A 26,932-nucleotide genomic window follows, 5' to 3' on the forward strand; every position below is an offset into this window, starting at 1 on the left:
GTGCAACACCATGGTTGCATTAATGCCCTTCGGGAGCAACCCTCCGGTTGCACGTGGGGTCTGTCAGGACGGCCGCCCGCCCTGGCCGGCCCCGGGGCGGCGGTCGGCCGCGGGCGCGTCCTCGGGCGGGCCGGTCACCACCGTGCCCCGCCCGACCCCAGGTCCCCCGCCGGCCTCGGCGCCGCGAGGACCACGCCCTCCACCTCCAGCGGCATCCGGAGCCGGCGGGCCGGCCCCCACGACGTGTCCTCGACCCCCGGGGCGAGGTCGCCGTCGCCCTCCGGGGCGAGCGGGCCGTGGTCGCCCGTACCCCGGCGCCCGGCGAGGAGGAGGGCCGTGCGCGCCAGGGACAGCCGGGCGAGGGAGCCGTGACCGGTGCCGATCCGCCGCCTCAGCCCTTCCAGCGCCGCGTAGGCCATCAGGTACCCGGTCCCGTGGTCCAGCGCCTGGACCGGCAGCGGCTTCGGAGCGTCCAGCCCGCCTTCGCGCATGGCGGCGTCGGCGATGCCGGTGCTCATCTGCACCAGGCTGTCGAATCCGCGCCTCGCCCTCCAGGGGCCGGTCCAGCCGTAGGCGTCGAGGCCGACCTCGACCAGCCCCGGTCGCACCCTGCGACGGACGTCCGCGCCGAGGCCCATCCGGTCGAGGGCGCCGGGTCGGTAGCCGTGCACGAGGACGTCGCACCGCCCCAGCAGTTCCAGCAGGAGCCCGCGCGGGCCCGCTTCGCGCAGGTCGAGCCGGGCGGACCTCTTGCCGAGCATGACCTCGGGGACCAGTCCGGGCTCGTCCCACCAGGGCGGGTCCACGCGCAGGACGTCGGCCCCCAGCAGCGCCAGGAACCTCGTCGCCACGGGACCCGCCAGGACCCGGGTGAGGTCGAGGACGCGCACGCCCTCCAGCGGGCGCGCCCCGCCCGCGAGGACCGGCGCCGCCTCCGACCGGTCGCCGTCCTCCCAGGCGATGAGCGGTTCGCGGGCCACGCTCCGTCCCTGCTCACCGGAGGCCCACGCGGCCGTCGAGCGCATCACGGCCGCGCAGCCCCCGGCTCGGACGACACGGGACTCCAGTTCGGCCCCGTCCCATCCGGCGACGGCCCGCCGCACCCGGTCCCGCCCGCCGGGGACGCCGAGGACGCGTAGGGCCGCCTCACGGTGGGCGGCGGCGTTGGTGTGGAGCCTGATCCACCCGTCGGCGGTCCGGTAGTCGCCCGCGACGTCGTCCCACGGGGAGGGGGGCCGCCACCCCGTGGGGCGGAGGGACCACGCGAACCACATCGAGGCCAGGCGCCGGTCGACGCGGACCTCCCGGCGGCGCCCGTCGCCCGCCGAGGCCAGGTCGGCGGCGGCGACACCGGCCGCGCCGACGGAAGCGGCGGCGAGCTCCGTGACGGGAAAGACCGAGGGGAGTCCGCCCGTTCCCGTGAACGTCAGCCCTGCGCGCGAGGGACCCCGGCCCGACCCCAGGATGTCCTCCGCCACGGCCCGGGTGACGTCGTCCGCATCGTCGTGTCCACCGTCCATCGACCGTCCCTTCCTCCGGAAGGCTCACCACCGTACGGGAGGGGCTCCGGGGCGCGGTGCCGGACCCCGCCGCATCGACGGAACCGTGCCCGGGTGCGCGGTGGGGGTCGAGGCGGACGAGGACCGCCGGGCAGGGCCCTCGGCCGAACGACGGACTCCCCCGTCGACAGGCCCGGCACCACCGCCCCGCCGACCACCGCCACCCCAGCCACAGGGGGGCGCCTCGGGGGGTTCGGGGGGTCTCCCCCCGGCAGACATGACGAAGACGACCCCGCGAGGAGGCCGAAGGCCCCCGAGCAGGATCGTCCCGCAGAACACAGCCCGCCGGTACGGGAAATCACCACGACCGGACGGGCTCCCCCGTCGGCAGGCCCGGCACCACCGCCCCACCGACCACCACTACCCCAGCCACAGGGGGTCACCCCGGGGGGTTCGGGGGGTCTCCCCCCGGCAGGCATGACGAAGACGACCCCGCGAGGAGGCCGAAGGCCCCCGAGCAGGGTCGTCCCAGAGTCGCGTGGAGCTATGGGGATTCGAACCCCAGACCTCCTCCATGCCATGGAGGCGCGCTACCAACTGCGCCATAGCCCCTGGTGTGCCGGGCGGTTTCCCCGCTCGGCGATAGAAGTACTGTACCGGAGGTCCGGGGCAGGTCGGGACGCCGGGGCGGGAGAGCGGCCGGTGGATAGCCGTGGGCGGGGTTGAATACCCTGGGGTCGTGGCCGAATCAAAGCTTGAGATCCAGATGCTCCACGACCGCCTCCTCGTGCGGACGGTCGTGGACCGGAGCGAGCGGCGCAGCAGCGCCGGTCTGGTCATCCCGGACACGGTGAAGCTGGCGACCAGGCTCGCGTGGGGGGAGGTCGTCGGCGCCGGGACCGGCGCCCGGCACGTGAAGACCGGGGACCGCGTGCTCTTCGACCCGGAGGAGCAGGGCGAGGTCGAGCTGAACGGCGAGCGCTACGTGATCCTGCGCGAGCGCGACGTGCACGCCGTCGCCAACGAGGCCCCGGAGCGGGGCACCGGCCTGTACCTGTGACCCGCCCTCCCTCCCCCGCGCCGGGGGCCGGGCGCCCGGCCGGCGGACGTCAGCCGCGTCCGCCGTTGGTCGCCGGGTTCGCGGCCACCTTCTCCAGGGAGAGCACGCAGAGGTTGAGCGCCTCGTACGCGGAGGCCTCCCCTGTGTTGACGTAGGACCACCCGGAGTAGAGCCCCGCCCACAGGAACTGCTGCATCCAGCTCGCGGAGATCGCGGGGTCGATGCTGCCGTCGGCGTGCCCGCGTTCGATGAGGGCGGTGAGCGCGAGGTCGGCCTCCCCGCACTCCTCCTCGGCATCCTCGGTGAAGTCCTCCTCCTGCCCGAAGGCCAGCATGACCACCTTCTGGAGCGCGAAGTACTCCGGCACGAGGCGCCGGAAGGCCTCCAGGCCGGTCCCCTCGGTGGTGCGCGCCCGCTGCATGGCCTCGGTGATCAGCTCGTCGGCGTACTCCCCCAGGGCGTTGGTCAGGTCGGCGCGTTCGGGGAAGTAGCGCTGGAGGGTGCTGCGGGCGACCCCCGCGGCCCTGGCGACCTGCGACAGGGGGGCCGCGGAGTTCTCGCCGAGGACCTGGACGGCCGCTTCGAGGATCGCGCGCCGGGTGCGCGCGCGTGTCCTCGTCTCTTCCTCTGAGGGAGCGCTGTTCACCATGCCCTCATCCTAAGCTTGTCGGTACTTGCTTGACAATAATCGGTCACATATGACCTAATTTAGAGCATGACTGAACGATCTACGGTATTAACCGACTCCTCACCGGGGACGCAGGAGCCCCGCTTCGCCCAACTCCGGGTGCTGTGGTCGTTCGTGCACCCGCACCGGCGGAAGCTCGCCCTCGGACTGGTGCTCGCGCTGCTCGGGTCCGCGCTCGAACTCGCCAACCCGATGGTGATCAAGCTCGTCCTGGACACCGTCGCCGACGCGGGCAGCCTCGCGGTGCCCATCTCGCTCCTGCTCGGGCTGTTCGCCCTGGGCATCGCGTTCGGACTGTGGCACTGGATCCTCCTCGGCACGGTCGCCGAGAAGGTCGTCCTCGACGCCCGCACCTCCCTGGTGCGCCGCTACTTCCGGGCCGCTCTCGTCCCGATGTCCCGGCGCCCTTCGGGCGAACTCGTCACACGGGCCACCTCCGACACGGTGCTCCTGCGCGAGGCCGCCTCCAGCAGCATCATCAGCCTCGTCAACGGCGGTGTCCTGCTGGTCGGGACCCTGGTGATGATGGGGGTGCTGGACCTGGTCCTGCTGGCCGTCACGTTCACCGCCGTGCTCGTCGTCACGATCCTGTTCCTCACCCTGATGCCGGCCATCGCCAAGGCCCAGGAGAAGGCGCAGAACTCCCTGGGGCTCATGGGCGGCGTCCTGGACGGCGCCCTGCGCGCCGTGCGCACGGTCAAGGTGAGCCGCGCCGAGGACCGGCTCGGCGGCCAGATCCTGGAGCACGCGCAGCAGGCCGCGCACCACGGGGTGCGGTCGGTGAGGCGCGAGGCCGTGGCCTGGACGATCGCCTACGGCGGCATCCAGATCTCGATCATCGCCATCCTGGGGGTGGGCGCCCTGCGGGTGACCTCCGGCGCGATGGAGGTGTCCTCCCTCATCGCGTTCCTGCTCTACGCGTTCACGCTGATGAACCCGGTCATGGAGCTCTCCCAGAGCATCACCGCCCTCCAGTCCGGCGTGGCCGCGGCCAGGCGCATCCGCGAGGTCGAGGCCATCCCCCTCGAACCGTCCTCCGACGGACCCGACGTCCCGCTCGCCGACCCCGACGGCGCCGGGGACGCGCTGCTGGAGCTGCGCGGGGTCACCGCCCGCTACGCCCCCGGAGCCGAGTCCGCCCTGGACCGGGTCGACCTGAGCATCCCCCGGCGGGGGCACACCGCCATCGTCGGACCGTCCGGCGCGGGCAAGACCACGGTGTTCTCGCTGCTGCTGCGCTTCCTCGAACCCGAGGAGGGGGAGCTCGCGCTGGCCGGGACGCCCTACCGGGCGCTCACCCCCAGGCAGGTGCGCGGCCACTTCGCGTACGTCGAGCAGGACACCCCGGTGATCCCCGGCACCGTCCGCGAGAACCTGCTGTTCAGCAGGCCCGACGCCTCGGAGGAGGACCTGCGCCGGGTCCTGGGCGAGGTCGGGTTGGCGGACAAGGTCGACGCCCTGGAGGAGGGGCTGGACACCCGGCTCGACGCCACGTCGTTCTCGGGAGGGCAGCGGCAGCGCATCGCCCTGGCACGAGCCCTGCTGTGCTCCCCGGACGTGCTGTTGCTGGACGAGGCCACCTCGCAGGTGGACGCGATCACGGAGGCGGCGATCACGGAGAGCCTGCGCCGTCACGCCGACCGGAAGGCCGTGGTCACCATCGCCCATCGGCTGTCGACCGTGATCCACGCCGACAGCATCGTCCTGATGGAGGACGGCCGCGTCCGCGCCCGGGGCACGCACCGGGAACTGCTGGACCGGGACCCCCTGTACCGGGAACTGGTCGCCGCACTGCACATCTCCGGGGCCGGGGACGGCGGCGTCCTGGACGAGGGGGTCCCGGTCGGCTCGTCCTGAGCCGCGCGCCCGGCCGGACGGCGCCGCCGACCGGGTCCCCCGACGCGACGGGCACCGGGCTCCGGGCGCCCGGGTGACGTGCGTCACTCGGGCGCCCGGTAGCATCCTCCGTGAGCCGGACGGCGCGAACGGTTCGACCGCCCGGGCCGCGGGCCCTCCCCCACGGCCCGCGGGCCCCCTGTCCGTCCCGTGCGCCCACCGAGGCGCGCGCACCGGGCGCCCCGGCGCCAGCGAGGGAACGATGAGCCACTTCGCCCAGTACCAGGACGGCGTCTACGCCGACGCGACCAACGGCGACCTGCCGCACCTGCCCTACGACCACGAGGCCCTGCGCGACCTGGCCGAGAAGGCCATGGAGCCGGGGCCCTTCGGCTACGTGGAGGGCGGCGCCGGCCGGGAGCGCACCGCCGACGCCAACGTGGCGGCGTTCGCCCGGTACGCGCTCCGCCCTCGCAGCCTGCGGCCGGGCTCGGAGAACGCCGGGGACCTGGGGGTCACCCTGTTCGGGGAGCGCTACCCGACCCCGCTGCTCACCGCCCCGGTCGGGGTCCTGGAGCAGGTCCACGAGGAGGCGGAACTGGCCGTGGCCAGGGGCGCGAACGCCCTGGGCGTGCCGCTGGTCCTGTCCACGGCCGCGTCCACGCCCATGGAGGAGGTCGCGGAGGCGGCCGACACCTGGTGGTACCAGCTGTACTGGCCCGGCGACGACGCGCTCGCCGAGTCGTTCGTGCGACGGGCGACCGCGGCGGGAGCGAAGGCGATCGTGGTCACCGCCGACACCAAGAGGCTGGGGTGGAGGCCGCGCGACCTGGCCCTGGGCCACCTGCCGTTCCTGCGCAGCCAGGGCATGGCGAACTACCTCAGCGACCCGGAGTTCCGCTCCCGGCTCAAGGCCGACCCGGAGCCCGGCGGGGTGTTCACGGAGGCGGTGTTCCACTTCCTCGGTGCGTTCGCGAGCAGGTCCTTGAGCACGGACAACATCGCGCGCATCCGCGACTGGACCGACCTGCCGGTCCTGGTCAAGGGCGTCGTCCGCGGCGACGAGGCGATCGAGCTGGTGGAGGCGGGCGTGGACGGCCTCGTGGTGAGCAACCACGGGGGCCGCCAGGTCGACAACGCGGTGGCGGCCCTGGACGCCCTGCCCGAGGTGGTGGAGGCGGTCGGCGACCGGGCCGCGGTGCTGTTCGACTCGGGGGTGCGCTCGGGCGCGGACGTGGCCGTGGCGATGGCGCTGGCGCTGGGCGCACGGGCGGTTCTGCTGGGACGCCCCTGGGTCTACGGCCTGGCCGTGGACGGGGCCGCGGGGGTCGAGCACGTGCTGCGCGCGGTCCTGGCCGAGTTGCAGATCACGGCCGAGCTGATGGGCAGGGACGCCGCCGACCTGGACCGCGACGACGTCACCCGCCGGTGAGTCCCGGCCCCGTCCGGGCGGGACGGGGCCGGGCGAGGCGCCCGGCGACCCGCATCACACGCTCCCGGGAAGCGCTGAGCCGTACGGCGGTGGCGCAGCCGTTGAGCGCCCTGGAGGCCAGGACGGCCCGGCGTGTCGGCGGGCGCCGGACGCGGTCGTAGCGGTCGAGGGCCCGTTCCACGGAGGGTTCGGCGGTGAGCGCGGCGGCGAGGACGGCCGCGTCGACCAACGACTCGCAGGCACCGCGCCCGAGGTTGGGCGCCATGGCGTGGGCGGCGTCGCCGATGAGGACGTGGCGGCCCCGCGCATAGCTCCCGAAGGCGGGGAGGTCGTACAGGGCCCTCCGGTCCACCCCGCCGCCGGGGAGCGCGTCCAGGACCCGGGCGACCACCGGGTGCCAGTCGCCGTACAGGGCGCGCAACAGCTCCACGCGGTCCGGGCCCTCCCGCTCGCGGAGGAGGCCGACGCGGACGGAGGCGAACCAGTTGGAGGTCCCCGCGTCCATCGGCGTCACGCCGAACAGCCTCCCCCTGCCCCATGTCTCGACGGCGAGGTCGGCCGGCCCCGCGACGGCGCCCCGGAAGGCGACGGTGCCGAGGGGCCGGGGAGCGGGGGCCCCGGGGACGACGGTCCGGCGGACGAGGCTGTTGATCCCGTCGGCGCCCACGACGGCGTCGAACCCGGCGGCGTCGCGGACCTCCCCGGCCGTGACGGCCGCGCCCCACCGGACGACGCCCTCGGGGAGCCCCTCGGCGAGGGTGGCGAGCAGGGAGGACCGGGAGACCAGGTACAGGTCGTCCGTCCGCGCGCCGCCGACAGTGAGGAGCGCACGTCCGGACGGGGACGCGATCACCCCTCCCGCGGGGCGCCGGGCGCGCTCGCGCACCCGGTCGCCCAGGCCCCACCGGTCGAGCCCGGCCATGGCCGCCGGCCACATCATGAGGGCTCCCCCGATGTCGGGCGGGCCGTCCAGGCGTTCGCGGACCTCGACCTCCCATCCGCCCTCCAGGAGTCCGCGGGCCGCAGCGAGTCCTGCGACACCCGCTCCGACGACGAGCGCTCTTCCGTTCATGCCGACACACTACTACGATCATAGTAAGAAATCACTATGTTTATAGTAGACACATGTCGCACACCAGGACCCGCGCCGCCGACGCCGCCCTGACCCTCCTGGGCACCCAGGGGCTCCACGCCCTCACCCACGGGCGGGTGGACGCCGCCGCCGGGCTGCCGAAGGGCTCGGCCTCCAACCACTTCCGCACCAGGGCGGCCCTGGTCCGGGGGGTCGTGGACCGGCTGGAGGAGAAGGACCGGGAGATCTGGGCGACGCTCTACGACGTCTCACTGGCCGACGACGAACACTTCACCGACGCCCTGATCGGGTACGTCACCGCCGCGACCACCACGTACCGCGACCTCACCGCCGCCCGCTACACACTGGCCATGGAGAGCGCGCACAACCCCGAGATCCGCGAGTCGCTGGCCCGGGGGGCCGAGGCCCTCCACCGGTGGGCCGTCCGGATCGCCCTCGACCTCGGCGCCACGGACCCCGAGGCGGCAACGCGCACCCTGACCTCCTACGTGGACGGGCTCGTCATGCGCGGGCTCACCCGCCCCGACGTCGTGGAGCCGCGCGCGCAGGTCCTGCGCGTGGTCCGGGCCTGCCTGAACTGACGCCGAGGAACTCCCCGTGGGCGCGCGGGGCCGGAGGGAGCGGGGCGCCGGCAGGCGGGGAGGAGCCCGGGCCCCTCCCCCACCGCGGTCAGCCCTTCACGGCCCCCGAGGTCAGCCCTGCCACGATCCTGCGCTGCAGGACCAGGGCGAACAGGATGAGCGGTACCGAGACCAGCACCGACGCCGCCATGATCTGGCCGATCGGGTTCTCGTAGCCGACCCGCTCGAACGTTCCCACGAACACCGGCACCGTCTGGACGTTCAGGTCGCGCGGCGCGAAGGAGAAGGCCAGCAGGAACTCGTTCGTGGAGTACACGAACGTCAGGATGGCGGCGGCGCCCACGCCCGGCGCCGCCAGCGGCGCCACCACGCGCAGGAACGCCTGGAACGGGGTGGCCCCGTCCACCTTCGCCGACTCCTCGATCTCCCGGGGGATGCCCGCGAAGAAGGTGGCGAGGATGAAGATGGCCAGCGGCAGGGTCAGCGCCACGTACGGGATGATCATGCCCGCGTAGGAGTTGAGCAGGTTGATCCCGGTCCACTGGTGGAGCTTCAGGTACACCTGGTACAGCGGGTTGACCAGTGCCACCGGCGGGAACAGCGTGGCCACCAGGGTGGCCGCCAGCAGCGCGAACTTGCCCGCCATGGGCAGGCGCGCCAGCGCGTAGCCGGCCAGGGACGCGACCGGGATGCAGATCGCCGTGGTCACCGCCGCCACGATGAGCGAGTTGCGCAGGGCGAACTGGAACCCGAGGTCGAAGACCTGCTCGTAGTTGGACAGGCTGAACGGCCCCTGGAAGATGTTCGGGTCCGTGAGCGCCACGGACCCCGACCGGAGGCTGGTCATCCCCATCCACAGGAACGGGAACAGGCACCAGCCCAGCACCAGGAGCAGGCCCAGCAGTTTGAGCCCGTTGACCACCGCCGGGTGCGTCCTGCGGCGCGGCCGGTGGACCGGCCCGCTCGGCTTCACCGTCTCGGCCGTCATCACTTCTCCTTCCGCGCCACGTCGCCGACCATGTGGCGGCCCATGCGGCTGATGAAGGCCAGGCCGACGACCATGACGATGACGAACGTGACGGTGGACAGGGCGTTGGCGTAGCCCAGCTCCGGTTCGGCGACCAGGAAGCGTTGGGCGTACACGGACAGGGTGGCGAGCGAGTTCGAGTACCCGGCGAACACGTACGCGAAGTCGAACATGCGCAGCGCGTCCACCGTGCGGAACAGCAGGGCCACGACGATCGCCGGCCTCAGCAGGGGCAGGGTGATGAACCAGAACCGCTGGACCACGGTGGCGCCGTCGACCCTGGCCGCCTCGTAGTAGTCCTTCGGGATGGTCTGCAGCCCGGCCAGGAGCAGCAGGGCGACGAACGGGGCGGTCTTCCACACGTCGGCGCTGATGATGCCGACCATGGACCACGCGGGGTCGCGCAGCCAGTTGACGTCCGTGCCCAGGACCGAGTTCACGAAGCCCGGGTTGTGGTCGAACATGAACCGCCACACCTGGGCGGCGACGGCCGTCGGGATCACCCACGGCACGAGGATGACGGCGCGGGTCAGTCCGCGGCCGACGAACACCTGGTGCATGATCAGCGCGAACGCCATACCGACGACGAACTCCAGCGACACCGAGGCGACGGTGAAGACCAGGGTGTTCCCGACCGCGTTGAAGAACCCCGCGTCGGTCAGGACCCGCGCGTAGTTGTCGAGCCCGGTGAACTCCTGGTGGAACCCGCGGATGCTGTAGAGGCTCATCCCGATCGCGTAGAACACCGGGAAGAGGGCGATGACGGCCATGAACGCGAACGACGGGGCGAGGAAGATCCTGCCCATCGCCCGCTCGCCCAGGCCGCGGCGCGTACTGACGCTCTGGGTCTTCGCCATCGGACCTACTCTTGCTCTAGGGCTTCGCCGGCCGACCGGTCCACTGCCTCCAGGGCCGTGGCCGGATCCTCCTGCCCCAGGTAGGCGGCGTGCAGGTTCTCCTGCATGGCCAGCGACATCGAGTTGTATCCCGGCACCGGCGGGCGCGCGTGCGCGTCGCCGAGGATCTCGCCGAGCACCTCCAGGTGGGGGTCCTCCGTGTCCTCGTAGGCGCTCTGCATGGTCGGCGGCAGGCTGTTGGAGGCCAGGAGGTCCTGGGCCTCGGGGTCGGTGGCCGCCCACAGGACGAACTCGCGGGCCAGGTCCTTGTTCTCGCTCAGGGTGCTGACCGCGTTGTTGAGCCCGCCGAGCGCGCTGGTCGTGCCCTCGCCCGTGAAGGTGGGCAGCGGCGCCACGGCGAAGTCGTCGGCGACCGCGCTCTCCTCGCCTCCCTCGCCCTCCAGGAGCGGGATGGCGTAGGACCAGTTGCGCATGTACACGGCCTCTCCTGCTTGGAAGAGGGCGCGTGCGTCGTCCTCGACCATGGAGTCGAAGCCCTCGGCGTAGAAGCCGCTGTCGTAGGCCTCGGTCATGAAGTCCAGCGCCGTGGTGGCGGCGTCGCCCTCCAGGAAGGTGCTCCGCGACTGGGCGTCGTCGAACAGCTCCCCTCCCGCGGACCAGTACAGCTCGAGGAAGTTGACGACGAGCCCCTCGTACTGGTCGCCCTGGCCGACGTAGCCGGAGATACCGGCCTCCTCCGCGGCCTCGGCGCCGGTCTCGTACAGCTCCTCCCACGTGGTGGGGGGCTCGTCGACGAGGTCGGTGCGGTAGTAGAGGAACGCTCCGTTGGAGGAGTACGGGAGCGCGTACAGCTCCTGCCGCCACTGCGCGCTGTCGACGGAGCCGTCCAGGCTGACGCCGTCGACCTCGGATCTCAGGTCCTCCAGGCTCTCGATGTACCCGTAGTCGGCGAACTCGCCGGTCCAGATGACGTCGAGGCCGAGGACGTCGAACTCACCGGCCTGGCTCTGGAGGTCCTGGAACATCGCCTGCCGCTGTTCGTCCGCGGTCGGCGCGAGGAAGAAGATGTCGACCTGCCGGTCGGGGTTCCGCTCGTTCCAGAGGCGGGCGACCTCCTCGTGGGCCTGCCGGTCCGCGCCGGTGACCGCCCACACGAACTGCGGGTCCTCGGCGAGCCCCGCGCTCTCCCCCTCCTCTTCCGACCCCTCCCCCGGAGGCGTTCCGCACGCGGTGGCCAGCGTCAGGCCGAGTGCGGCCAGGCCCGCCGCACCGGCGCGCACCGCGTACCTCTTGTGGCGTGAAAGCTCTGACATGACTCTCTCCTTCCGCGCCGGGCGGTGGCCGGGCGCACGCCGTCGAGTGTGTCCTGGGTCATCCCTCCGGGGTCGTGCGAGAACGATGCCACCGCCATGTGATCCAGTCAACACAAAACTTATCCGGATCTGCCTGCTACAGGGGGAATGGCGTTCCTCGTGTCGGCAGACTCGGTGAAAACGTTGCCATGACACGGGCCACGCTCTTAACGTAGGCAGCATGGCCAGTCAACCCGCGAGCATGCGGGACGTCGCCCACCGGGCGGGCGTCTCGCTCTCGACGGTCTCCCGTGTCCTGCGCGGCGCCCCCGGTGTCGCCCCCGATGTGCGCCGGCGCGTCCAGCGCGCCGCGGACGAACTCTCCTACGTGGTCTCGCGGAACGCGTCGGGCCTGGTCACCGGCCGCACGGGCCGGGTCGCGGTGGTCGTCCCCTTCCTCCAGCCGTGGTTCTTCGGGGTGGTCCTCTCGGGGATCAGCGACGCGCTGCGCGAAGCGGACCTCGACATGCTCGTGTACCAGGTCGGCGAGACCCGGTCCCGCGAGGGCTGGACGCGCGCGCTTCCCCTCCGGCGCAACTCCGACGCCGTCGTCACCGTGGCGATGGACCTGTCCGAGGACGAGTGCCACCGCCTGGACGACGTCGGGGTGCCGGTGGTGCTCGTCGGCCAGTGCGTCCCGGGGCGGGCGAGCGTGTACATCGACGACCGCGCGGGCGCCGCCGGAGCCACCCGGCACCTGCTCAACCTGGGGCACACCCGTATCGCCTACATCGGATCCCGGCGGGAGGAGTGGTCCAGCACCAGCTCCCGGCACCGGCTGGAGGGCTACGGGGCGGCGATGGCCACGGCGGGCCTGGTGCCCTGGAGCGTCGGCAAGGCGACCGGCCACGCGGGGGGCGAGCTCGCCATGGGAGAGCTCCTGTCCGACCGGGACCCGCCCACGGCGGTGCTCGCCGAGTTCGACGACATCGCGATGGGCGCGCACCGGATCCTGCGGCGCTCGGGGGTCCGCGTGCCCGGCTCCCTCTCCCTCATGGGGTTCGACAACCACGCCGCCGCCGCCGTCCTGGACCTGACGACCGTGGACCAGGCCCCCTACGACACCGGCCTGACCGCCGGTCGCCTCACCGTGGGCATCCTCGACGGGAAGGCCCGGACCGAAACGCACGTGGAGATGCCCACACAGATCATCCTCCGGCAGTCCACCGCGGCCCCCCGGGGCTCGCGCGGGCTGTCCGCCTGACCCCGGCCCCCGGGGGCGGGGCAACGGCGTGGGCGCGCCGGGGCGGGCCGCCCGCACGGCCCCCCGGCGGCCCGAACACCCGATCAGCGAGGGGAAACCATGCAGCAGTGGTGGCGCGACGCGGTCCTGTACCAGATCTACCCGCGCAGTTTCGCGGACGCCGACGGGGACGGGGTCGGGGACCTCCCCGGCATCACCGCCCGGCTCGGCCACATCGCCGACCTGGGCGCGGACGGGATCTGGCTGTCGCCGTTCTACGCCTCCCCGTGGGCGGACGGCGGGTACGACGTGTCCGACTTCCGGGACGTGGACCCGCGGCTGGGCACCCTGGAGGACTTCGACGCGATGGTGGCGGCCGCGCACGGACTCGGCCTGCGCGTGATGGTCGACATCGTGCCCAACCACACCTCCGAGGAGCACCCGTGGTTCCGGGACGCCCTGGCCGCCGGTCCCGGCTCGCCCGAGCGCGACCTGTACGTGTTCCGCGACGGCAGGGGCGAGGACGGAGGGCTCCCCCCGACCAACTGGCGGTCGACGTTCGGCGGACCGGCGTGGACGCGCGTGGAGGACGGCCAGTGGTACCTGCACCTGTTCGCGCCCGAGCAGCCCGACCTGAACTGGGACGACCCGAGGGTGCGCGAGGAGTTCCGGGGCATCCTGCGGTTCTGGAGCGGTCGCGGGGTGGACGGGTTCCGCATCGACGTCGCCTACGCGCTGGTCAAGGACCTGCGTGAGCCGCTGCGCGACCTGGTCCTGGTGGACGGCGGCCGGTTCGAGGACATCGCGGCCAACCCCGACCACCCGCTCCTCGACCGGCCCGGGGTCCACGAGGTGTACCGGGACTGGCGCCGCGTGCTGGCGGAGTTCGACCCGCCCCGGGCCACGGTGGGCGAGGTGTGGCTGCCCGGCGACCGGCGGCGGCTGTACACCCGGCCGGACGAGCTCGACCAGGCGTTCAACTTCGACTTCCTGAGGACGGAGTGGGACGCCGACTCCTACCGCCGCGTGATCGACGCGTCGATCGCGGACGCCGCCCACGTCGGCACGGCGCCCACGTGGGTGGTGGGCAACCACGACGTCGTGCGCCCGGTGTCGGTGCTGGGACTGCCCCGCGGGACCGACCAGGGGGCGTGGCTGCTCTCGGACGGGCGCGTCCCCGAGCCCGACCTGGAGCTGGGGACCCGGCGGGCCCGGGCGCTCGCACTGCTGGAGCTGGCGCTGCCCGGGTCCGCGTACGTCTACCAGGGCGAGGAGCTGGGCCTGCCCGAGGCGGCCGGCCTGCCCGCCGAGTCCCTGGAGGACCCCCGCTGGGAGCGCAGCGGCCGCACCGACAAGGGGCGCGACGGGTGCCGGGTACCGCTGCCGTGGGCCCCGGACGGTCCCTCGTACGGGTTCGGTGCGGGCGGCTCCTGGCTCCCCCAGCCCGAGGGGTGGGGGCGGTGGTCCGTGCAGGCCGAGTCCGGGGACCCCGGTTCGGTGCTCAACCTGTACCGCAGGGCTCTGGCGCACCGCCCGGACTTCTGCGCGGACCGGACCCTGGTCTGGGACGACACGCTGAACCTGGGCCCGGTGCTGGCCTTCTGGCGGGGGCCCGAGGTGCTGGTCCTGGTCAACACGGGCCGGGAGCCCGTGGAGCTGCCGCCCGGCGAGGTGCTGGTGGCCAGCGCGGAGCTGGACGGACGGCTTCCCGGGGACGCCGCGGTCTGGCTGCGCCGGGTCTGAGGGACGGGCGCCCGCGGAACCCGCCCCCGGCCGGTGCGGGGACGGCACGCGGCGGCCCCCGTCAGAGGACCGTCTCACGCCCGTCCACGACCCCGAAGCCGCCGGTGGTGAAGGGCGCGGGGCGCAGGGTGAGCGAGACGAGCCCGGCGGGCGTGGCGGCGCTCCCCTCGACGGTGAAGCCGAGCGGCTCCGTCCTCTCGTCGAACAGCCGCTTGCCGTCTCCCACGACCGTCGGGAAGACCAGCAGGCGGAACACGTCGACCAGCCCGGCCGCGTGGAGGGTACGGGCGAGCCGCCAGCTGCCGTGGACCTGGATCTCGCCGCCCGGGCGCTCCTTGAGCGCCCGCACGCTCCCGAGGACGTCCTCGGCGATGAGCGTGGTGTCGCCCCAGTCCGCGCCCGTCCGGCCCGCGGTGGTCGAGACCAGGTACTTGGGACGGCTGTTGAGCGCCGTGGCCACCCGGTCCCCGGGGTCGGTGACCTCCCGCCAGTAGTCGCGCATCATGGCGTAGGTGGAGCGGCCGAACAGCAGTGCCTCGCCCGCGGCGAACCACCCGTCCACGATCCGGCCCATGTCCTCGTCGGCGTGGGGGACAAGCCAGCCCCCTCTGGTGAAGCCGCCGCTGGTGTCCTCGTCCGGCGCACCCGGCCCCTGCATCACGCCGTCAAGGCTGAGCAAGGTGTTGACGCTGAGCTCCATGGTGTCTCCTGTCCCGCCGACCGGCCCCCGTTCCCGTCTCCATCATGACGCCGTTCCGCTGGTCAGGGCCCCGACATGCCGGGCAGGGTGTCACAAAGGCACGCGGAGGCGCCCGCGGGCCCGCCTGCCGCCGCCCCCGGAGACCCCTCGCCCCGGGGGGACGTCACCGCGGCCGGGCCGGGCCCTCCTCCGCGGGCGACGCGGGCGGGCCCTCCACCGCGGCCGTGCAGCGGGCGGCCTGGTCGCGGAAGGCGTCGGCGAGCCCGTCCGGGCCGCTGACCAGGGTGAAGTCCACCCGCACCGACGTGATCATCCAGACCAGGTCGGACGGTGTCTCCGCGCCCACGTGGAACAGGCAGCTGTGCTCGTCCACCGCCTCCAGGACACCCATGCCCGGCCACACGCGGTCGGCGACGGCCTCGGAGGAGGCGTGCAGCCTGACCACGGCGCGGAAGGGCCAGGTCTCCGAGGACAGCTGACGGGCGAGATAGGCGGCCGCGTCACCGTGGGGAGGATCGCGGGGGACGAACACGGGGCCCGTGGGGGACCGCGGGGTGAGCCGGTCCACGCGGAAGCTGCGCCAGTCCTGCCGGTCGGTGTCGAAGGCGACCAGGTACCAGCGCCGGCCGAAGCTGACCAGGCTGTGCGGTTCGACCGTCCGGACCGTGGGGCCCCCGCGCGGGCTCGTGTAGCCGAAGCGCAGGCGCTCCCTGCGCCGGCAGGCCTCGGCGACGGTCATGAGCGTCTCGTGCGACACGGTCGGCCCCGGTTCCGCCCCGGCTCGCAGGGTGGCGCCGTGCAGGGTGGCGACCCGGCTGCGCAGACGCGAGGGCAGGACCTGTTCGAGCTTGGCGAGGGCGCGCAGCGAGGCGTCCTCGCCGCCGCTGACGGAGCCGTCGGCGGCGGTGCGCAGGCCCACCACGACGGCGACGGCCTCCTCGTCGTCGAGCAGCAGCGGCGGCATCGCGGCGCCGGCCCCCAGCCGGTATCCGGCGGTGCCCCTGGTCGCGTCCACCGGGTAGCCGAGCCCCCGCAGGCGGTCCACGTCGCGGCGGATCGTGCGCGCGGTGACGCCGAGCCGCTCCGCCAGCTCGGCGCCGGACCGCTCGCGGCGGGCCTGCAACAGCGAGAGCAGCGCGAGCAGGCGCGCCGAGGTTTCTGCCATGGATCCGATTCTCCCCTCCGGTTGGGAACGAACCCGACCTAACCGGTTCCTAGGCTTCCACCCATGACGAACACGGAGCAGGACCAGCAGGAGATCCGGCCCTTCCGCATGGAGGTTCCGCAGGAGCAGCTGACCGACCTCGCGGAGAGGCTGGGCAACACACGGTGGCCGGACGAGGTCCCGGGGGTGGGCTGGGACCGCGGCGTCCCGGTGGGATACCTGAGGGAGCTGGCCGAGTACTGGCGTTCGGCCTACGACTGGCGGGCCTGCGAGGCGGAGCTCAACGCCCACCCCCAGTTCACCACCGTCGTGGACGGGCAGAACCTCCACTTCCTGCACGTGCGCTCGCCGGAGCCCGGCGCCACTCCGCTGCTCATGCTGCACGGCTGGCCCGGGGCTGTCACCGATTTCCTGGACGTCATCGGTCCGCTCACCGACCCGCGCGCCCACGGGGGCGACCCCGCGGAGGCGTTCCACCTGGTCGTCCCGTCCCTGCCGGGGTTCGGCCCCTCCACGCCGCTGGCCGGCCCCGGGATGGGGGCGGCCGGGATGGCCGGGGTCATGATCGGGCTGATGTCGCGGCTCGGCTACGAGCGCTACGGCGTCCAGGGCTACGACACGGGCTCGTGGGTCGCCCCCGAGGTGGGGAGGCAGGCGCCGGAGCGGGTCCTCGGGGTGCACCTCAACGCCATGATCACGTTCCCCGTCGCGGAGGGCGACACCGAGGGCCTGACGGGGGTGGAGGAGGAGCGGTGGAAGTCGATGCAGGACTTCAACGACGGGTACCTCCAGTGCAACGCGAAGCGCCCGCAGACGGTGGCCTACGGGCTCAACGACTCGCCCGTGGGCCAGCTCGCCTGGATGGTGGAGAAGTTCAAGGAGCTCAGCGAGCCGGAGGAGGCCCTGCCCGAGGCCGCCCTCGACCGCGACCGGATGCTCACGTGCGTGTCGCTCTACTGGCTGACCGGCACCGCGGGCTCGTCCGCGCAGATCTACTACGAGGAGATGTCCGCGAACTCCTGGAGTGACGGCTCCGCGGACGGGTGGGACGGCGGGGAGGCCGCGGACGGGGGGACGGACGAGGGCTGGGGCGCCGGCGACTGGACCCCCGGGCGGGGGACGGTGCCCACGGGGGTGCTGGTCTCCGCACAGGACGTGACCGTGCGGCGCTGGGCGGAGCGCGACCACCACGTGGTGCGGTGGACCGAGCTCGGCCGGGGCGGCCACTTCCTGTCCATGGAGGAGCCGGAGCTCCTGGTGGAGGACGTCCGCGCGTTCTTCCGGGAGCTGTCCTGACCCCCGCTCCCCGCGGGGCCCCGTCACGACCGGACGGACTCCCCCGTCGACAGGCCCGGCACCGCCGCCCCACCGACCACCGCCACCCCAGCCACAGGGGGTCACCCCGGGGGGTTCGGGGGGTCTCCCCCCGGCAGGCATGACGAAGACGACCCTGCGAGGAGGCCGAAGGCCCCCGAGCAGGGTCGTCCCAGAGAATGCGGGACAGCAAGACCTGTGCACAGGAAAACGTCGCGACAGGCGGACTCCCCCGTCGGCAGGCCCGGCACCGCCGCCCCACCGATCACCACTACCCCAGCCACAGGGGGGTGCCTCGGGGGGTTCGGGGGGTCTCCCCCCGGTAAACACGAAGGACGACCCGGCGAGGAGGCCGAAGGCCCCCGAGCAGGACCGCCCCGGAAAACGCAGAACACAGACCGCCGGTACGGGAAATCACCACGACCGGACGGACTCCCCCGTCGGCAGGCCCGGCACCACCGCCCCACCGACCACCGCCACCCCAGCCACAGGGGGTCACCCCGGGGGGTTCGGGGGGTCTCCCCCCGGTAAACACGAAGGACGACCCGGCGAGCGCGTTCACGCGCGAGCAGGATCGTCCTCAGTCCGTGGAGCTATGGGGATTCGAACCCCAGACCTCCTCCATGCCATGGAGGCGCGCTACCAACTGCGCCATAGCCCCGTGTGGGAGTCGGGGGGCTTTCGCCCTCGCGACTCCCAGAACCATAGCGGAATCCGGCGAGAACGTCGAAACGGTTTCAGGCGTCGTCGCTGAGGACCACGGGTTCGGGCAGGCTGGCCGCGTTGTGCTCCATGAGCCGCCACTGCCCCCGGCGCTCCTGGAGCACCGACCAGGAGCAGTTGCTGAGGGGGCCCAGGATCTCGCGCTGCTCGTCGGGGATGCCGAGCATGCGGGCGATCCCGATGCGTACGGCCGCACCGTGGCTGACCACCGCGAGCAGTCCTCCGGCCGGGGTTCTGGCCAGTCCCCGGTCGACGGCCGCCCGCATGCGGTCGCCGACCTCGGAGATGGGCTCCCCGTCGGGGATGGCCATCCGGGCGTGTTCGGAGGGCCAGCGCGCGGACAGCTCCGCCCCCGTATGTCCCTCCCAGGACCCCCCGAACCGCTCGCGCAGGCCCTTGTCGAACTCGATGGGCACCCCTGTGGCGCGGCTGAGGTACCCGGCCGTGTCGGCGGCCCTCTTCAGGTCGGAGGCGACGATGACGTCGGGGCCGAGCGAGGCGAGCAGGCCGCCCGCCCGCCGGGCCTGGGCGTGGCCGACCTGGTCGAGTTCGATGTCGGTCTGCCCCTGGAAGCGGTTCTCCACGTTCCAGGCCGTGCGTCCGTGCCGCCAGAACAGCACGCGAGGGGTGTCGCTCACAGGGTGTTTCTCTCCGCTCGGGGTGGGTCCGAAAGGGTTACTGCTCGTCGAGGACGGTGCGCTCGGCTCCGCGCGCCCCCTCGGGGAGCTCGATCTCGGGGCAGTCCTTCCACAGCCGTTCGAGGCCGTAGTAGCCGCGCTCCTCCTCGTGCTGGACGTGCACGACGATGTCGGCGTAGTCCAGGAGCACCCAGCGGCCGTCCCGCTCGCCCTCGCGCCGGAGCGGCTTGACGCCGCCCTTCAGGCGGAGCTGGTCCTCGACCTCGTCGACGATCGAGCGCACCTGGCGGTCGTTGGGGGCCGAGCAGAGCACGAACGCCTCGGTGATGACCAGCTGCTCGCTGACGTCGTAGGCGATGATCTCCTGGGCGAGCTTGTCGGAGGCGGCCTCGGCCGCCACCTTGACGAGCTCAAGAGCCCTGTCGGTGGCTGTCACGTTGTACTCGCTGCCTTTCAGCTGTCCCGGTAGAGCCCGGTCTTGTGGATGTAGCGAACAATGCCGTCGGGGACCAGATACCAGATGGGTTCGCCCTTGCGGACCCGCTCCCGGCACTCGGTCGAGGAGATCGCCAGCGCGGGGACCTCCACCAGGGAGACCTTGCCCTCGGGCAGTCCTGAGTCACTGAGATGGTGACCGGGACGGTTACAGCCTACGAAATGCGCGAGATCGAAAAGTTCGTCGACGTTGTGCCAGCTGAGAATGGCGCCCAGCGCGTCGGCCCCGGTGATGAAGTACAGCTCCACCTCGGGGCCGTACTTGCAGCGCATCTCGCGGAGGGTGTCGAGGGTGTAGGTGGGCCCCGAGCGGTCGATCTCGACACGGTCCACGCGGAACTGGGGGTTCTCCGCGGTCGCGATGACCGTCATCAGGTAGCGGTCCTCGGAGGGGGTCACCTTGGCCGGGTCCTTCTGCCAGGGCTGCCCCGTGGGCACGAAGACCACCTCGTCGAGACCGAAGAGGTGGGCGACCTCACTGGCGGCCACGAGGTGCCCGTGGTGGATGGGGTCGAAGGTGCCGCCCATGATGCCGACCTTGGTGGGGCCGGTGCCGCTCCGCCGTGGAGGGAAACCGTCACCTGGGAGGACGCCTGGAGCCTCGTGCGCCACTGTGCGCTCCGTTTCGCCGTGGACGTGGGTCGTGTTGCCGGGATCGGCCAACCGAGGGTAGCCGACGACGGGCACCTTCGGCGGTCTTTTCCTCCCGTTTTGTTCCCTTCAACAGAACAACCGCGACCTCCTCGGCCTGCTTCCCGGGCGTGTCGGGACACCCCGGCAATCGCGTCATATCTCGAAGGCCGAAACCGTGGCCAAGCGCCATCCGGCCGCATAGCATGCCGATATGGCCAACACACCAGACCGCGTCCGCGTCCGGCTCTCCGAGATCTCACCCCGCGCCTACGAGCACCCCGCCGACCGTGGGGCCCTGGTGGCGCTGCGCTCGCTGCGCGGGTTCGACGAGGTGTTCAAGCGCATGTCCGGGCTGTTCAACGAACGCGCCCTCAGACTGATGTTCCTGTCCAGCGCCGTCCGGGTCGGCCCCACCCAGTTCCCCCACGTCCACGACTACGTCCGCGACGCCGCCTACGTCCTGGACATGGACGAGGTCCCCGAGCTCTACATCCAGATGAACCCCAAGCCCAACGCCATGGCGATCGGCAGCCAGCGGCCCTTCATCGTGATGACCACGGGCCTGTTCGACCTGCTGGACGACGAGGAGCAGCGCTTCGTCATCGGCCACGAGGTCGGGCACATCCTCAGCGGCCACGCCGTGTACCGCACCATGCTGCTGGCCCTGATCCGGCTGGCGACCCGCGTGGCGTGGGTGCCCCTGGGCTACATCGGCCTCCAGGCGATCGTCGCCGCGCTGGAGGAGTGGTACCGCAAGTCCGAGCTCTCCTGCGACCGCGCGGGCATCCTGGCCTCGCAGAACCCCGAGGCCGGCAAGCGCGCGCTGATGAAGCTCGCGGGCGGTTCCACCCTGGTCGAGATGAACCCCGACGCGTTCCTGGAGCAGGCGCGCGAGTACGAGTCCGGCGGCGACGCCCGCGACAGCTTCCTCAAGCTGATCAGCCTGATGGGGCAGACCCACCCGTTCGCGGTGGTCCGCCTGGCCGAGCTGCACCGGTGGATCGAGGAGGGCTCCTACCAGCGGATCATCGGCGGCGACTACCCCCGTCGCGCCTCCGACCGCGAGGCGAGGGTCGGCGCGGAGGCCCGCAGCGCCGCCAAGTCCTACAAGGAGTCGTGGGAGCGCTCGGGGGACCCGCTCCTGGGCACCCTGCGCGACGTGGCCGGAAGCGCGGCCAGCGCGGGCGGCAAGATCTTCGACAACGTCGCCGACCGGTGGCGCAACGGCTCCTCCCGGTCCGACCAGGGCGCGAGCGGGACGAACGGGTCCGCCTGACCCCGTGCCCCGCGCCCGGGACCCGCGCGGGGCGACGGACGGGGCGGGGCGGTCCGTCCAGGGTCGTCCCCTCCCGCGGACGCGGGCGGCGGACCGCCCGCCGGACCGGGTCAGCCCGTCCGCGCCAGGTACGCGCGGACCGCCTCCCAGGCGGACCCCCGCGGGTCGACGACGGCGAAGTGGTCGGCCCCTGCCACCTCGTGGTACTCCACGGCGCCGCCGGCCCCGCGCACCGCGTCCGCGTAGTCGCGGCTGTGCTCGACGGGGACGCGCTGGTCCGCGTCACCGTGCACCACCAGCTGCGGCAGGCCGGTCAGCGGGCGCCGTACCGGCGAGCTGATCCGGTAGAGCTCCGCGGTGGGGTCCGGCCCGAGGAACGGGATGACGGCGCCCTCGCCGAGCCCCGCCAGGGCGCACCGCTCCAGGTCGGTGACGGGGGCCAGGGCGACCACCGAGGTCACCGGGGTCCCACCCTCCGCGAGGCCGTTGAGCAGGGCGAGATGTGCTCCGGCGGAGTGCCCCACGCACACCACGCGTCCGAGGTCGTACCGCTCGGGCTCGCGTGCGGCCGCGTCGGCGAGGTACGCCAGGGCGTCGCCGACGTCGTCGAGGGTCTGCGGCCAGCCGCCGCCGTCGTCCCCGGTACGCCGGTACTCGACGTTCCACACCGCCCATCCGGCGGAGGCGAGGTCGCGAGCCAGCGGATCCATCAGTGCGGCGTCGTGCCTGTCGCGCCACCAGCCGCCGTGCAGCAGCACGGCGACGGGCGCGGGCCCGTCGGCCCCCTCCGGCTCCCAGCGGTGGACGATCAGGCTGGGGTGGTCGCCGTAGGACACGGTGGTGGGCACGCGCTGCTCCTCGTCGTCGGGGTGGTCGCTCCCGGACGCTAGCAAACGGGCGTCGCGCCCCGCCCGGCGCATCCGCGCCCCGGGGCCGCCGCGTGTGCGGCACGGCTACGGGCCCGTGCCGCCGTCCGCGCCCGCCGGCCGCCGGTCCCGGCTCTCCGGCGGCGGTGCCGTGCGGCGCCTGGCGTCCGGGGCGCGCAGCAGTGCGAGGCGCGGCCGGGGGCCGTCCCGCCCGCCCCGGGCGAGGGGCGGCGCCGCGCCTCCCTCCCCGTGCGGCGGTCGCGCGTCGACGCGCGCTCCCCGCACGGGTCCCGGACACGGGACAGCGCCGGCGGTCCCGGACCGTCGGCGCTGTCGCGGTGCCTGCGTGGCTGACGCCGCGTTAGAACGCGGGTCCCGCAGCCATGGCCTCGTCGATCGTGTCGGCGCGGGCCGTCTCGACCTCCTCGACCAGGTTCTCCTCGTGCGCCTCGAACTCCTCGGTCACGGCGGCGGCGAGGCTGCGCAGGGCGACCTCCTCCGTGACGATGCCGCCGCGGACGCGGTTGTTGTCGCCGACCTGGGCGGTCGGGGAGTTGTCGGAGGTGACCAGGTCGCCGCCGACGATGTTGTTGTCGACGTAGACGCCGCCGCCCACACCGGTGACGCTCAGGTCGCCGTCGATGTAGTTGACCGAGGAGCAGAAGCCCCCGGTCTCACCGGCGCCGACCGCGACGGGGCCGGTCCCGCCGGCGTAGGTGGCCGCGCCGATGACCTCGCTGTCGCAGAGGATGCCGCCGGCGGTCGGGCCGGTGACGGTCAGCGCCCCGCGCACCACGGAGTCGTAGATGTCGGCGTACTCGACGCCGTCGGCCGTGACCGCGCCGCCGATCCGGGAACCGGAGACGTAGACGGCCCCGACCTCGGCGTTGACGCTCTTCACGGAGGAGTCGACGACGAAGGCGAAGCCGTCGGTGTTGCCGCCCTCGACCGGAACGGTGCGCAGGGCGGCGCCGGTGGAGCTCTCCTCCAGGTAGGTGCCGAAGGAACCGCGGTTGACCACGCGGTCTCCGACGGTGGTGTCGGAGGCGTCGAAGTAGGCGTCCTTCTGGACGATCACCTCTCCTTCGACCTCTCCGCCGACGATGTGGAGGTTGGCGCCCTGCCGGACGGTGATGTCGCCCTGGATGACGGTGCCGTCCAGGAAGCAGCTCTTGCCGGCCGGGACCGCGAGGTCCGTCGGCAGGGTGACCGCGCCGCCGTGACCCGAGCAGAGCGTGATCAGGTCAGCCTGGGCCGGGGAGGCCATCAGGGTGACGCCGCCGACGGCCAGGGCTGTCGTGGCGAGGACCGCGACCTTGCTCCGGAGCTTCATGCGGGGGATTCCTTTCGTCGTGACCGTGGGGGCGGCGCTCCGTGAGGAGAGCGGGGAGAGCGCCGTGAGACACCACAGTGAAATTACCGACCTGCCGTCGCTTTGGGAATACTTCCTTTGAGAAGATTCGCTTCTGTCCAGGTTTCCAGCGGGAAAACATTCCCGATGCCAATGGGCCCGGAGCCACATGCGGTTACGCATGGTTTGCGCGCGAACACGGAAAGGGCCGCCCGGTTCGCCGGACGGCCCCTCGGAGTCCCCCCGGCTACTTCACGTGGCCGTCACCGGTGACCACGTACTTGGTGGAGGTCATCTCGGTCAGGCCCATGGGCCCTCTGGCGTGCAGCTTCTGCGTGGAGATGCCGATCTCGGCGCCGAAGCCGAACTCCCCGCCGTCCGTGAACCGCGTGGAGGCGTTGACCATGACCGCGGCGGAGTCGACCCGGGACACGAAGTACCGGGAGGCCTTCAGCGAGTCGGTGACGATCGCCTCGGTGTGCCGGGTGGAGTACCGGCGGATGTGCGCGATCGCCTCGTCGATGGTGGGCACGACGCGCACGGCGAGGTCCATGGACAGGTACTCGGTGGCCCAGTCCTCCTCCGTGGCCTCGACCACGTCCGCGCCGGAGCCGTGGGCCGCCGCGGCCTCCAGCACACGCCGGTCGCCGTGCACGGTGACCCCGGCCCCGCCCAGGGCGTCCAGCACGCGGGGCAGGAAGGCGTCGGCCACGGCCTCGTGCACCAGGAGGGTCTCGGCGGAGTTGCACACCGAGCAGCGCTGCGCCTTGGCGTTGGTGACGATGGCCACCGCCTTGGCGAGGTCCGCGTCGGCGTCCACGTAGACGTGGCACAGGCCCTCGCCGGTCTCGATCACGGGAACGGTGGAGTCGCGGACCACGGCCTGGATCAGGGAGCCGCCGCCGCGCGGGATGAGCACGTCCACCAGCCCGCGCGCCCGCATGAGCGCGGTGGAGGACTCGCGGGTGCGGCCGGGCACCATCTGGACGGCGTCCTGCGGGACCCCCGTCCCCGCCAGGGCGTCGCGCAGGACGCCGACGATGGCGGTGTTGGAGGCGTAGGCGGAGGACGAGCCCCTCAGCAGCGCGGCGTTGCCGCTCTTGAGGCACAGGGCCGCGGCGTCCACGGTGACGTTGGGGCGGCCCTCGTAGATGATGCCGACGACACCGAGCGGAACCCTGATCTGGCGCAGGTCGAGGCCGTTGGGCAGCACCCCGCCCCGCACGGACTCGCCCACCGGGTCGGGGAGCTCGACGATCTCGCGGACGGCGTCGGCGATCGCCTCGATCCGCTCCGGGGTGAGGGTGAGCCGGTCGACCATGGCGGGGGAGGTGCCGTCCCGGCGCGCCCGCTCGACGTCCTCGGCGTTGGCCGCCGTGATCTCGCCTGCCCGTTTGACCAGCGCGTCGGCGATCGCCACCAAGGCGGCGTCCTTGACCTCGCGGCTGAGCGGGGCCAGCTCGGCCGCCGCGTCCCCGGCCCGCTCGGCTGCCGCGTGGACCTCGCGCTCGATGTCACTCATGGTGCTCTCTCTTGGTTGGGAGACCAGCCCGGGGCGCGCCCCGCCATGCCGTGTCGAAGGGAGCGTGGGGCGCCGTCCGGGGTGAACCTCTCCAGCGTATAGCGCGGGCCCGCCCGGCGACGGGCCGTCCACAGGCCGCAGTCGGCCGTGCGGACCGCGCGCGCCCGGTCCGGTCCGCCACCTCGGCTTGTCCGGTGCGGGGCCCGGCCCCGGTCCCCGCGCCGGTCACCGACGGTGAGGCCCGCGGGAGGGGCGAGTGACGAAGGTCACCTCGTACTGGAGAGTAATCGCCCGACTCCGGAAACGGCCCCGACGACGCACGATGACGAATGGTGTCCGCCCGGTCACAGGGGTCGCGGGCACGCCCGGGATATCGTCGCATTCTCCTGACTGGATGCCCTGCGAAGGTGGCCGTGCCCCGCACCGCCGGCGACTGGACGACAAATCCAGAACACTTCTCACTTCTTCGGGTTCTTCAACGGCACCGCCGCCGCACGGACGCACATGTTCGGCCGCACCCGAATACACCAGGAACGCGAGTGCGAGAATGACGACGAATTTCGGTTCACGGACGTCTCACGGCGAGGCTCCGTCCCCGGCGCGGGCGCTGGACAAGCTGTCCAGGATCCCGGCGCTGCGGGAGAAGTACCTCGGCCACACCTCGGAAGGCTCCGCGCCGGACCTGTTCGACCTCCCCACCCTGGGCAGGGACGAACTGGGCAGGGCGATCGACTCCCTGGTGCGCACCGACCCGGCCGCCCTCACCCGGGCCTCCCTGCACGTCATGGGCGGCACGCGCTCGACCATGCGCATGGGGGCGGTGCCGGCGGACCTGTACCTGGACGAGATCGCGCCGCACGTGCGCCCGTTCGAGCCGGGCGACCTGTTCACCACCCTCGGCACCCCCTTCCACATGCGGGCCTGTCAGGACCTGCACAACGGACTCGCCGCCAGGGCCGGGGTGCCCACCCTCTCCATGGACGCGCCGACCGACCAGATGATCGACGCCTACCTCGAGCTGTTCGAGCGCCACGGGGTCAACGCGCTGGGCACCACGCTCGACACCTTCCGGAGCCTGTTGCGCTACTGCGCCGCGTCCGGGCGGGACCTGGGCTTCCTGCGCAAGGTGCTGTGGAGCGGACCGGCCATGGACGCGGCCACCCGCTCGCTGATACGGACGTACTTCCCCCACCTGCGCACGTGGTCGCTCTTCGGCTCGGCGGAGACCTGGATCATCGGGCACAGCGGTCCGGACTGCGCCAACGACACCCTCCACCCGCTCCCCCACCAGTTCACGGAGATCGTGGACGGGAGGATGCTGGTGACCGTCACCCACGAGAAGGCGGTCGTCCCGCTGCTGCGCTACGAGACCGGCGTGGAGGCCGAGTGGGCGTCCTGCCCCTGCGGACTGCCGGGCCCGGCGGTGCGCACCCACAGCCGCATAGACGCCCCGATGGGACCGCTCAGCCGCATGGTCTCCCCCCCGGACCTCGTGCCGCTGGCCCTGCGGCTCGACTCGGTCGAGGCGGCCCAGGTCGTCCTCGTCGACCCCCACACCGAGGACGAGCGGCTCCACCTGCGCGTCCGCCTGCGCCAGGAGACCCAGCCCGACCTCTACACCGGCGAGTGGATCCGGCAGCACGTGCTGTCCGAGTCCCTGGGTCTCTCCGAGGCCACGGAGGAGGCGCCCGAGTCCTTCGAGGTCATCGTCGCCCGGCACATGCTGCGGGAACGCCCGGACGGCACGGCCCCCGACTTCCTGGTGCGCGAGGGGGGACGCCTCCAAAACCCATCGATATCGATTTATGATCAGGGTTCTTATGATACCTTCTCGACATAGATTCAGGAGGACAGGTCGCACGCCCCGTCCGCGGCACCCCGGTCGCATCCCCGAGTGG

General features: G+C 72.8%; 23 protein-coding genes and 2 tRNA genes. 9 read left to right on the forward strand and 16 right to left on the reverse strand.

What is annotated here, in order from left to right; translation table 11 throughout:
• Window positions 1-134: 134 nt before the first annotated feature.
• Window positions 135-1,520: a CoA transferase gene (locus ACIRPH_RS23195; protein ID WP_402917614.1), complete on the reverse strand. Its 1,386-nt coding sequence runs from the start codon at window positions 1,518-1,520 to the stop codon at window positions 135-137.
• A gap of 518 nt (window positions 1,521-2,038) precedes the next feature.
• Window positions 2,039-2,111, reverse strand: a tRNA-Ala gene (locus tag ACIRPH_RS23200).
• Between the two features lie 154 nt (window positions 2,112-2,265).
• Here ACIRPH_RS23200 and ACIRPH_RS23205 point away from each other — a divergent pair.
• Entirely contained in the window at window positions 2,266-2,559 is a 294-nt protein-coding gene (locus ACIRPH_RS23205; RefSeq protein ID WP_267950283.1) for a co-chaperone GroES, read from the forward strand.
• A 49-nt stretch (window positions 2,560-2,608) separates the two neighbouring features.
• Here the strand turns inward: ACIRPH_RS23205 and ACIRPH_RS23210 are convergent, their stop codons facing one another.
• The gene (locus ACIRPH_RS23210) at window positions 2,609-3,208 is read right to left on the reverse strand and encodes a TetR/AcrR family transcriptional regulator (RefSeq protein WP_402917617.1); all 600 of its coding nucleotides are present in this window, start codon (window positions 3,206-3,208) and stop codon (window positions 2,609-2,611) included.
• Between the two features lie 138 nt (window positions 3,209-3,346).
• Here ACIRPH_RS23210 and ACIRPH_RS23215 point away from each other — a divergent pair, with 138 nt between their 5' ends.
• Together ACIRPH_RS23215 and ACIRPH_RS23220 are read left to right on the forward strand one after the other, a co-directional pair.
• Window positions 3,347-5,104: an ABC transporter ATP-binding protein gene (locus ACIRPH_RS23215; RefSeq protein ID WP_402917838.1), complete on the forward strand. Its 1,758-nt coding sequence runs from the start codon at window positions 3,347-3,349 to the stop codon at window positions 5,102-5,104.
• A gap of 241 nt (window positions 5,105-5,345) precedes the next feature.
• The gene (locus ACIRPH_RS23220; protein ID WP_402917620.1) at window positions 5,346-6,515 is read left to right on the forward strand and encodes an alpha-hydroxy-acid oxidizing protein; all 1,170 of its coding nucleotides are present in this window, start codon (window positions 5,346-5,348) and stop codon (window positions 6,513-6,515) included.
• On the opposite strand, the gene ACIRPH_RS23225 is transcribed toward ACIRPH_RS23220, so the two are convergent.
• Complete coding sequence (locus ACIRPH_RS23225) at window positions 6,502-7,587, reverse strand: FAD-dependent monooxygenase (protein WP_402917623.1); 1,086 nt, start codon at window positions 7,585-7,587, stop codon at window positions 6,502-6,504. The genes ACIRPH_RS23220 and ACIRPH_RS23225 overlap by 14 nt on opposite strands.
• Window positions 7,588-7,640: 53 nt before the next feature.
• Here ACIRPH_RS23225 and ACIRPH_RS23230 point away from each other — a divergent pair, with 53 nt between their 5' ends.
• Complete coding sequence (locus tag ACIRPH_RS23230; protein WP_402917626.1) at window positions 7,641-8,189, forward strand: TetR/AcrR family transcriptional regulator; 549 nt, start codon at window positions 7,641-7,643, stop codon at window positions 8,187-8,189.
• 88 nt (window positions 8,190-8,277) lie between these two features.
• On the opposite strand, the gene ACIRPH_RS23235 is transcribed toward ACIRPH_RS23230, so the two are convergent.
• The 3 genes from ACIRPH_RS23235 to ACIRPH_RS23245 are packed head-to-tail and all read right to left on the reverse strand — an operon-like array spanning window position 8,278 to window position 11,386.
• Window positions 8,278-9,177, reverse strand: a complete 900-nt coding sequence (locus tag ACIRPH_RS23235; RefSeq protein ID WP_402917629.1) for a carbohydrate ABC transporter permease — start codon at window positions 9,175-9,177, stop codon at window positions 8,278-8,280.
• The gene (locus tag ACIRPH_RS23240; RefSeq protein ID WP_402917841.1) at window positions 9,177-10,022 is read right to left on the reverse strand and encodes a carbohydrate ABC transporter permease; all 846 of its coding nucleotides are present in this window, start codon (window positions 10,020-10,022) and stop codon (window positions 9,177-9,179) included. The genes ACIRPH_RS23235 and ACIRPH_RS23240 overlap by 1 nt, the downstream gene beginning before the upstream one ends.
• Before the next feature lie 56 nt (window positions 10,023-10,078).
• Window positions 10,079-11,386, reverse strand: coding sequence for an ABC transporter substrate-binding protein (locus tag ACIRPH_RS23245; protein ID WP_402917632.1), 1,308 nt, complete (start codon window positions 11,384-11,386; stop codon window positions 10,079-10,081).
• Between the two features lie 220 nt (window positions 11,387-11,606).
• Between ACIRPH_RS23245 and ACIRPH_RS23250 the strand changes: the two genes are divergently transcribed.
• Entirely contained in the window at window positions 11,607-12,629 is a 1,023-nt protein-coding gene (locus ACIRPH_RS23250; protein ID WP_402917635.1) for a LacI family DNA-binding transcriptional regulator, read from the forward strand.
• A 99-nt stretch (window positions 12,630-12,728) separates the two neighbouring features.
• On the forward strand, window positions 12,729-14,351 hold the full coding sequence (locus ACIRPH_RS23255) for a glycoside hydrolase family 13 protein (protein WP_402917638.1): 1,623 nt from the start codon (window positions 12,729-12,731) through the stop codon (window positions 14,349-14,351).
• Window positions 14,352-14,412: 61 nt separating this feature from the next.
• Here the strand turns inward: ACIRPH_RS23255 and ACIRPH_RS23260 are convergent, their stop codons facing one another.
• Window positions 14,413-15,051: a dihydrofolate reductase family protein gene (locus tag ACIRPH_RS23260; protein ID WP_402917641.1), complete on the reverse strand. Its 639-nt coding sequence runs from the start codon at window positions 15,049-15,051 to the stop codon at window positions 14,413-14,415.
• 163 nt (window positions 15,052-15,214) lie between these two features.
• Window positions 15,215-16,216, reverse strand: a complete 1,002-nt coding sequence (locus tag ACIRPH_RS23265) for a helix-turn-helix transcriptional regulator (RefSeq protein ID WP_402917643.1) — start codon at window positions 16,214-16,216, stop codon at window positions 15,215-15,217.
• A 63-nt stretch (window positions 16,217-16,279) separates the two neighbouring features.
• On the opposite strand from ACIRPH_RS23265, the gene ACIRPH_RS23270 reads away from it, so the two are divergent.
• Window positions 16,280-17,512, forward strand: a complete 1,233-nt coding sequence (locus ACIRPH_RS23270) for an epoxide hydrolase family protein (protein ID WP_402917646.1) — start codon at window positions 16,280-16,282, stop codon at window positions 17,510-17,512.
• A gap of 606 nt (window positions 17,513-18,118) precedes the next feature.
• Here ACIRPH_RS23270 and ACIRPH_RS23275 read toward each other — a convergent pair.
• The 4 genes from ACIRPH_RS23275 to nadD form a co-directional block, all read right to left on the reverse strand.
• Window positions 18,119-18,191: transfer RNA gene (locus tag ACIRPH_RS23275), tRNA-Ala, on the reverse strand.
• Between the two features lie 76 nt (window positions 18,192-18,267).
• A complete protein-coding gene (locus ACIRPH_RS23280) occupies window positions 18,268-18,891 on the reverse strand; it encodes a histidine phosphatase family protein (protein WP_402917648.1) in 624 nt (207 codons plus the stop codon).
• 37 nt (window positions 18,892-18,928) lie between these two features.
• On the reverse strand, window positions 18,929-19,327 hold the full coding sequence (rsfS, locus tag ACIRPH_RS23285; protein WP_402917651.1) for a ribosome silencing factor: 399 nt from the start codon (window positions 19,325-19,327) through the stop codon (window positions 18,929-18,931).
• A 17-nt stretch (window positions 19,328-19,344) separates the two neighbouring features.
• Window positions 19,345-19,998: a nicotinate-nucleotide adenylyltransferase gene (gene nadD / locus ACIRPH_RS23290; protein WP_402917654.1), complete on the reverse strand. Its 654-nt coding sequence runs from the start codon at window positions 19,996-19,998 to the stop codon at window positions 19,345-19,347.
• 232 nt (window positions 19,999-20,230) lie between these two features.
• Between nadD and ACIRPH_RS23295 the strand changes: the two genes are divergently transcribed.
• Window positions 20,231-21,295, forward strand: coding sequence for a M48 family metallopeptidase (locus tag ACIRPH_RS23295; RefSeq protein WP_402917657.1), 1,065 nt, complete (start codon window positions 20,231-20,233; stop codon window positions 21,293-21,295).
• 110 nt (window positions 21,296-21,405) lie between these two features.
• Here the strand turns inward: ACIRPH_RS23295 and ACIRPH_RS23300 are convergent, their stop codons facing one another.
• The 3 genes from ACIRPH_RS23300 to ACIRPH_RS23310 all read right to left on the reverse strand — a co-directional run bounded on the left by ACIRPH_RS23300 (window position 21,406) and on the right by ACIRPH_RS23310 (window position 25,034).
• On the reverse strand, window positions 21,406-22,143 hold the full coding sequence (locus ACIRPH_RS23300) for an alpha/beta hydrolase family protein (protein ID WP_402917660.1): 738 nt from the start codon (window positions 22,141-22,143) through the stop codon (window positions 21,406-21,408).
• Window positions 22,144-22,522: 379 nt separating this feature from the next.
• Window positions 22,523-23,494: a hypothetical protein gene (locus ACIRPH_RS23305; protein WP_402917663.1), complete on the reverse strand. Its 972-nt coding sequence runs from the start codon at window positions 23,492-23,494 to the stop codon at window positions 22,523-22,525.
• A 265-nt stretch (window positions 23,495-23,759) separates the two neighbouring features.
• A complete protein-coding gene (locus ACIRPH_RS23310; protein ID WP_402917666.1) occupies window positions 23,760-25,034 on the reverse strand; it encodes a glutamate-5-semialdehyde dehydrogenase in 1,275 nt (424 codons plus the stop codon).
• Between the two features lie 547 nt (window positions 25,035-25,581).
• Here ACIRPH_RS23310 and ACIRPH_RS23315 point away from each other — a divergent pair.
• Window positions 25,582-26,874, forward strand: coding sequence for an AMP-dependent synthetase (locus ACIRPH_RS23315; RefSeq protein WP_402917669.1), 1,293 nt, complete (start codon window positions 25,582-25,584; stop codon window positions 26,872-26,874).
• Window positions 26,875-26,932 lie beyond the last annotated feature (58 nt).

Origin of the sequence: Nocardiopsis sp. NPDC101807 (assembly GCF_044766605.1) — a bacterium.
GTDB classification, from domain to species: Bacteria; Actinomycetota; Actinomycetes; order Streptosporangiales; family Streptosporangiaceae; genus Nocardiopsis; species Nocardiopsis tropica.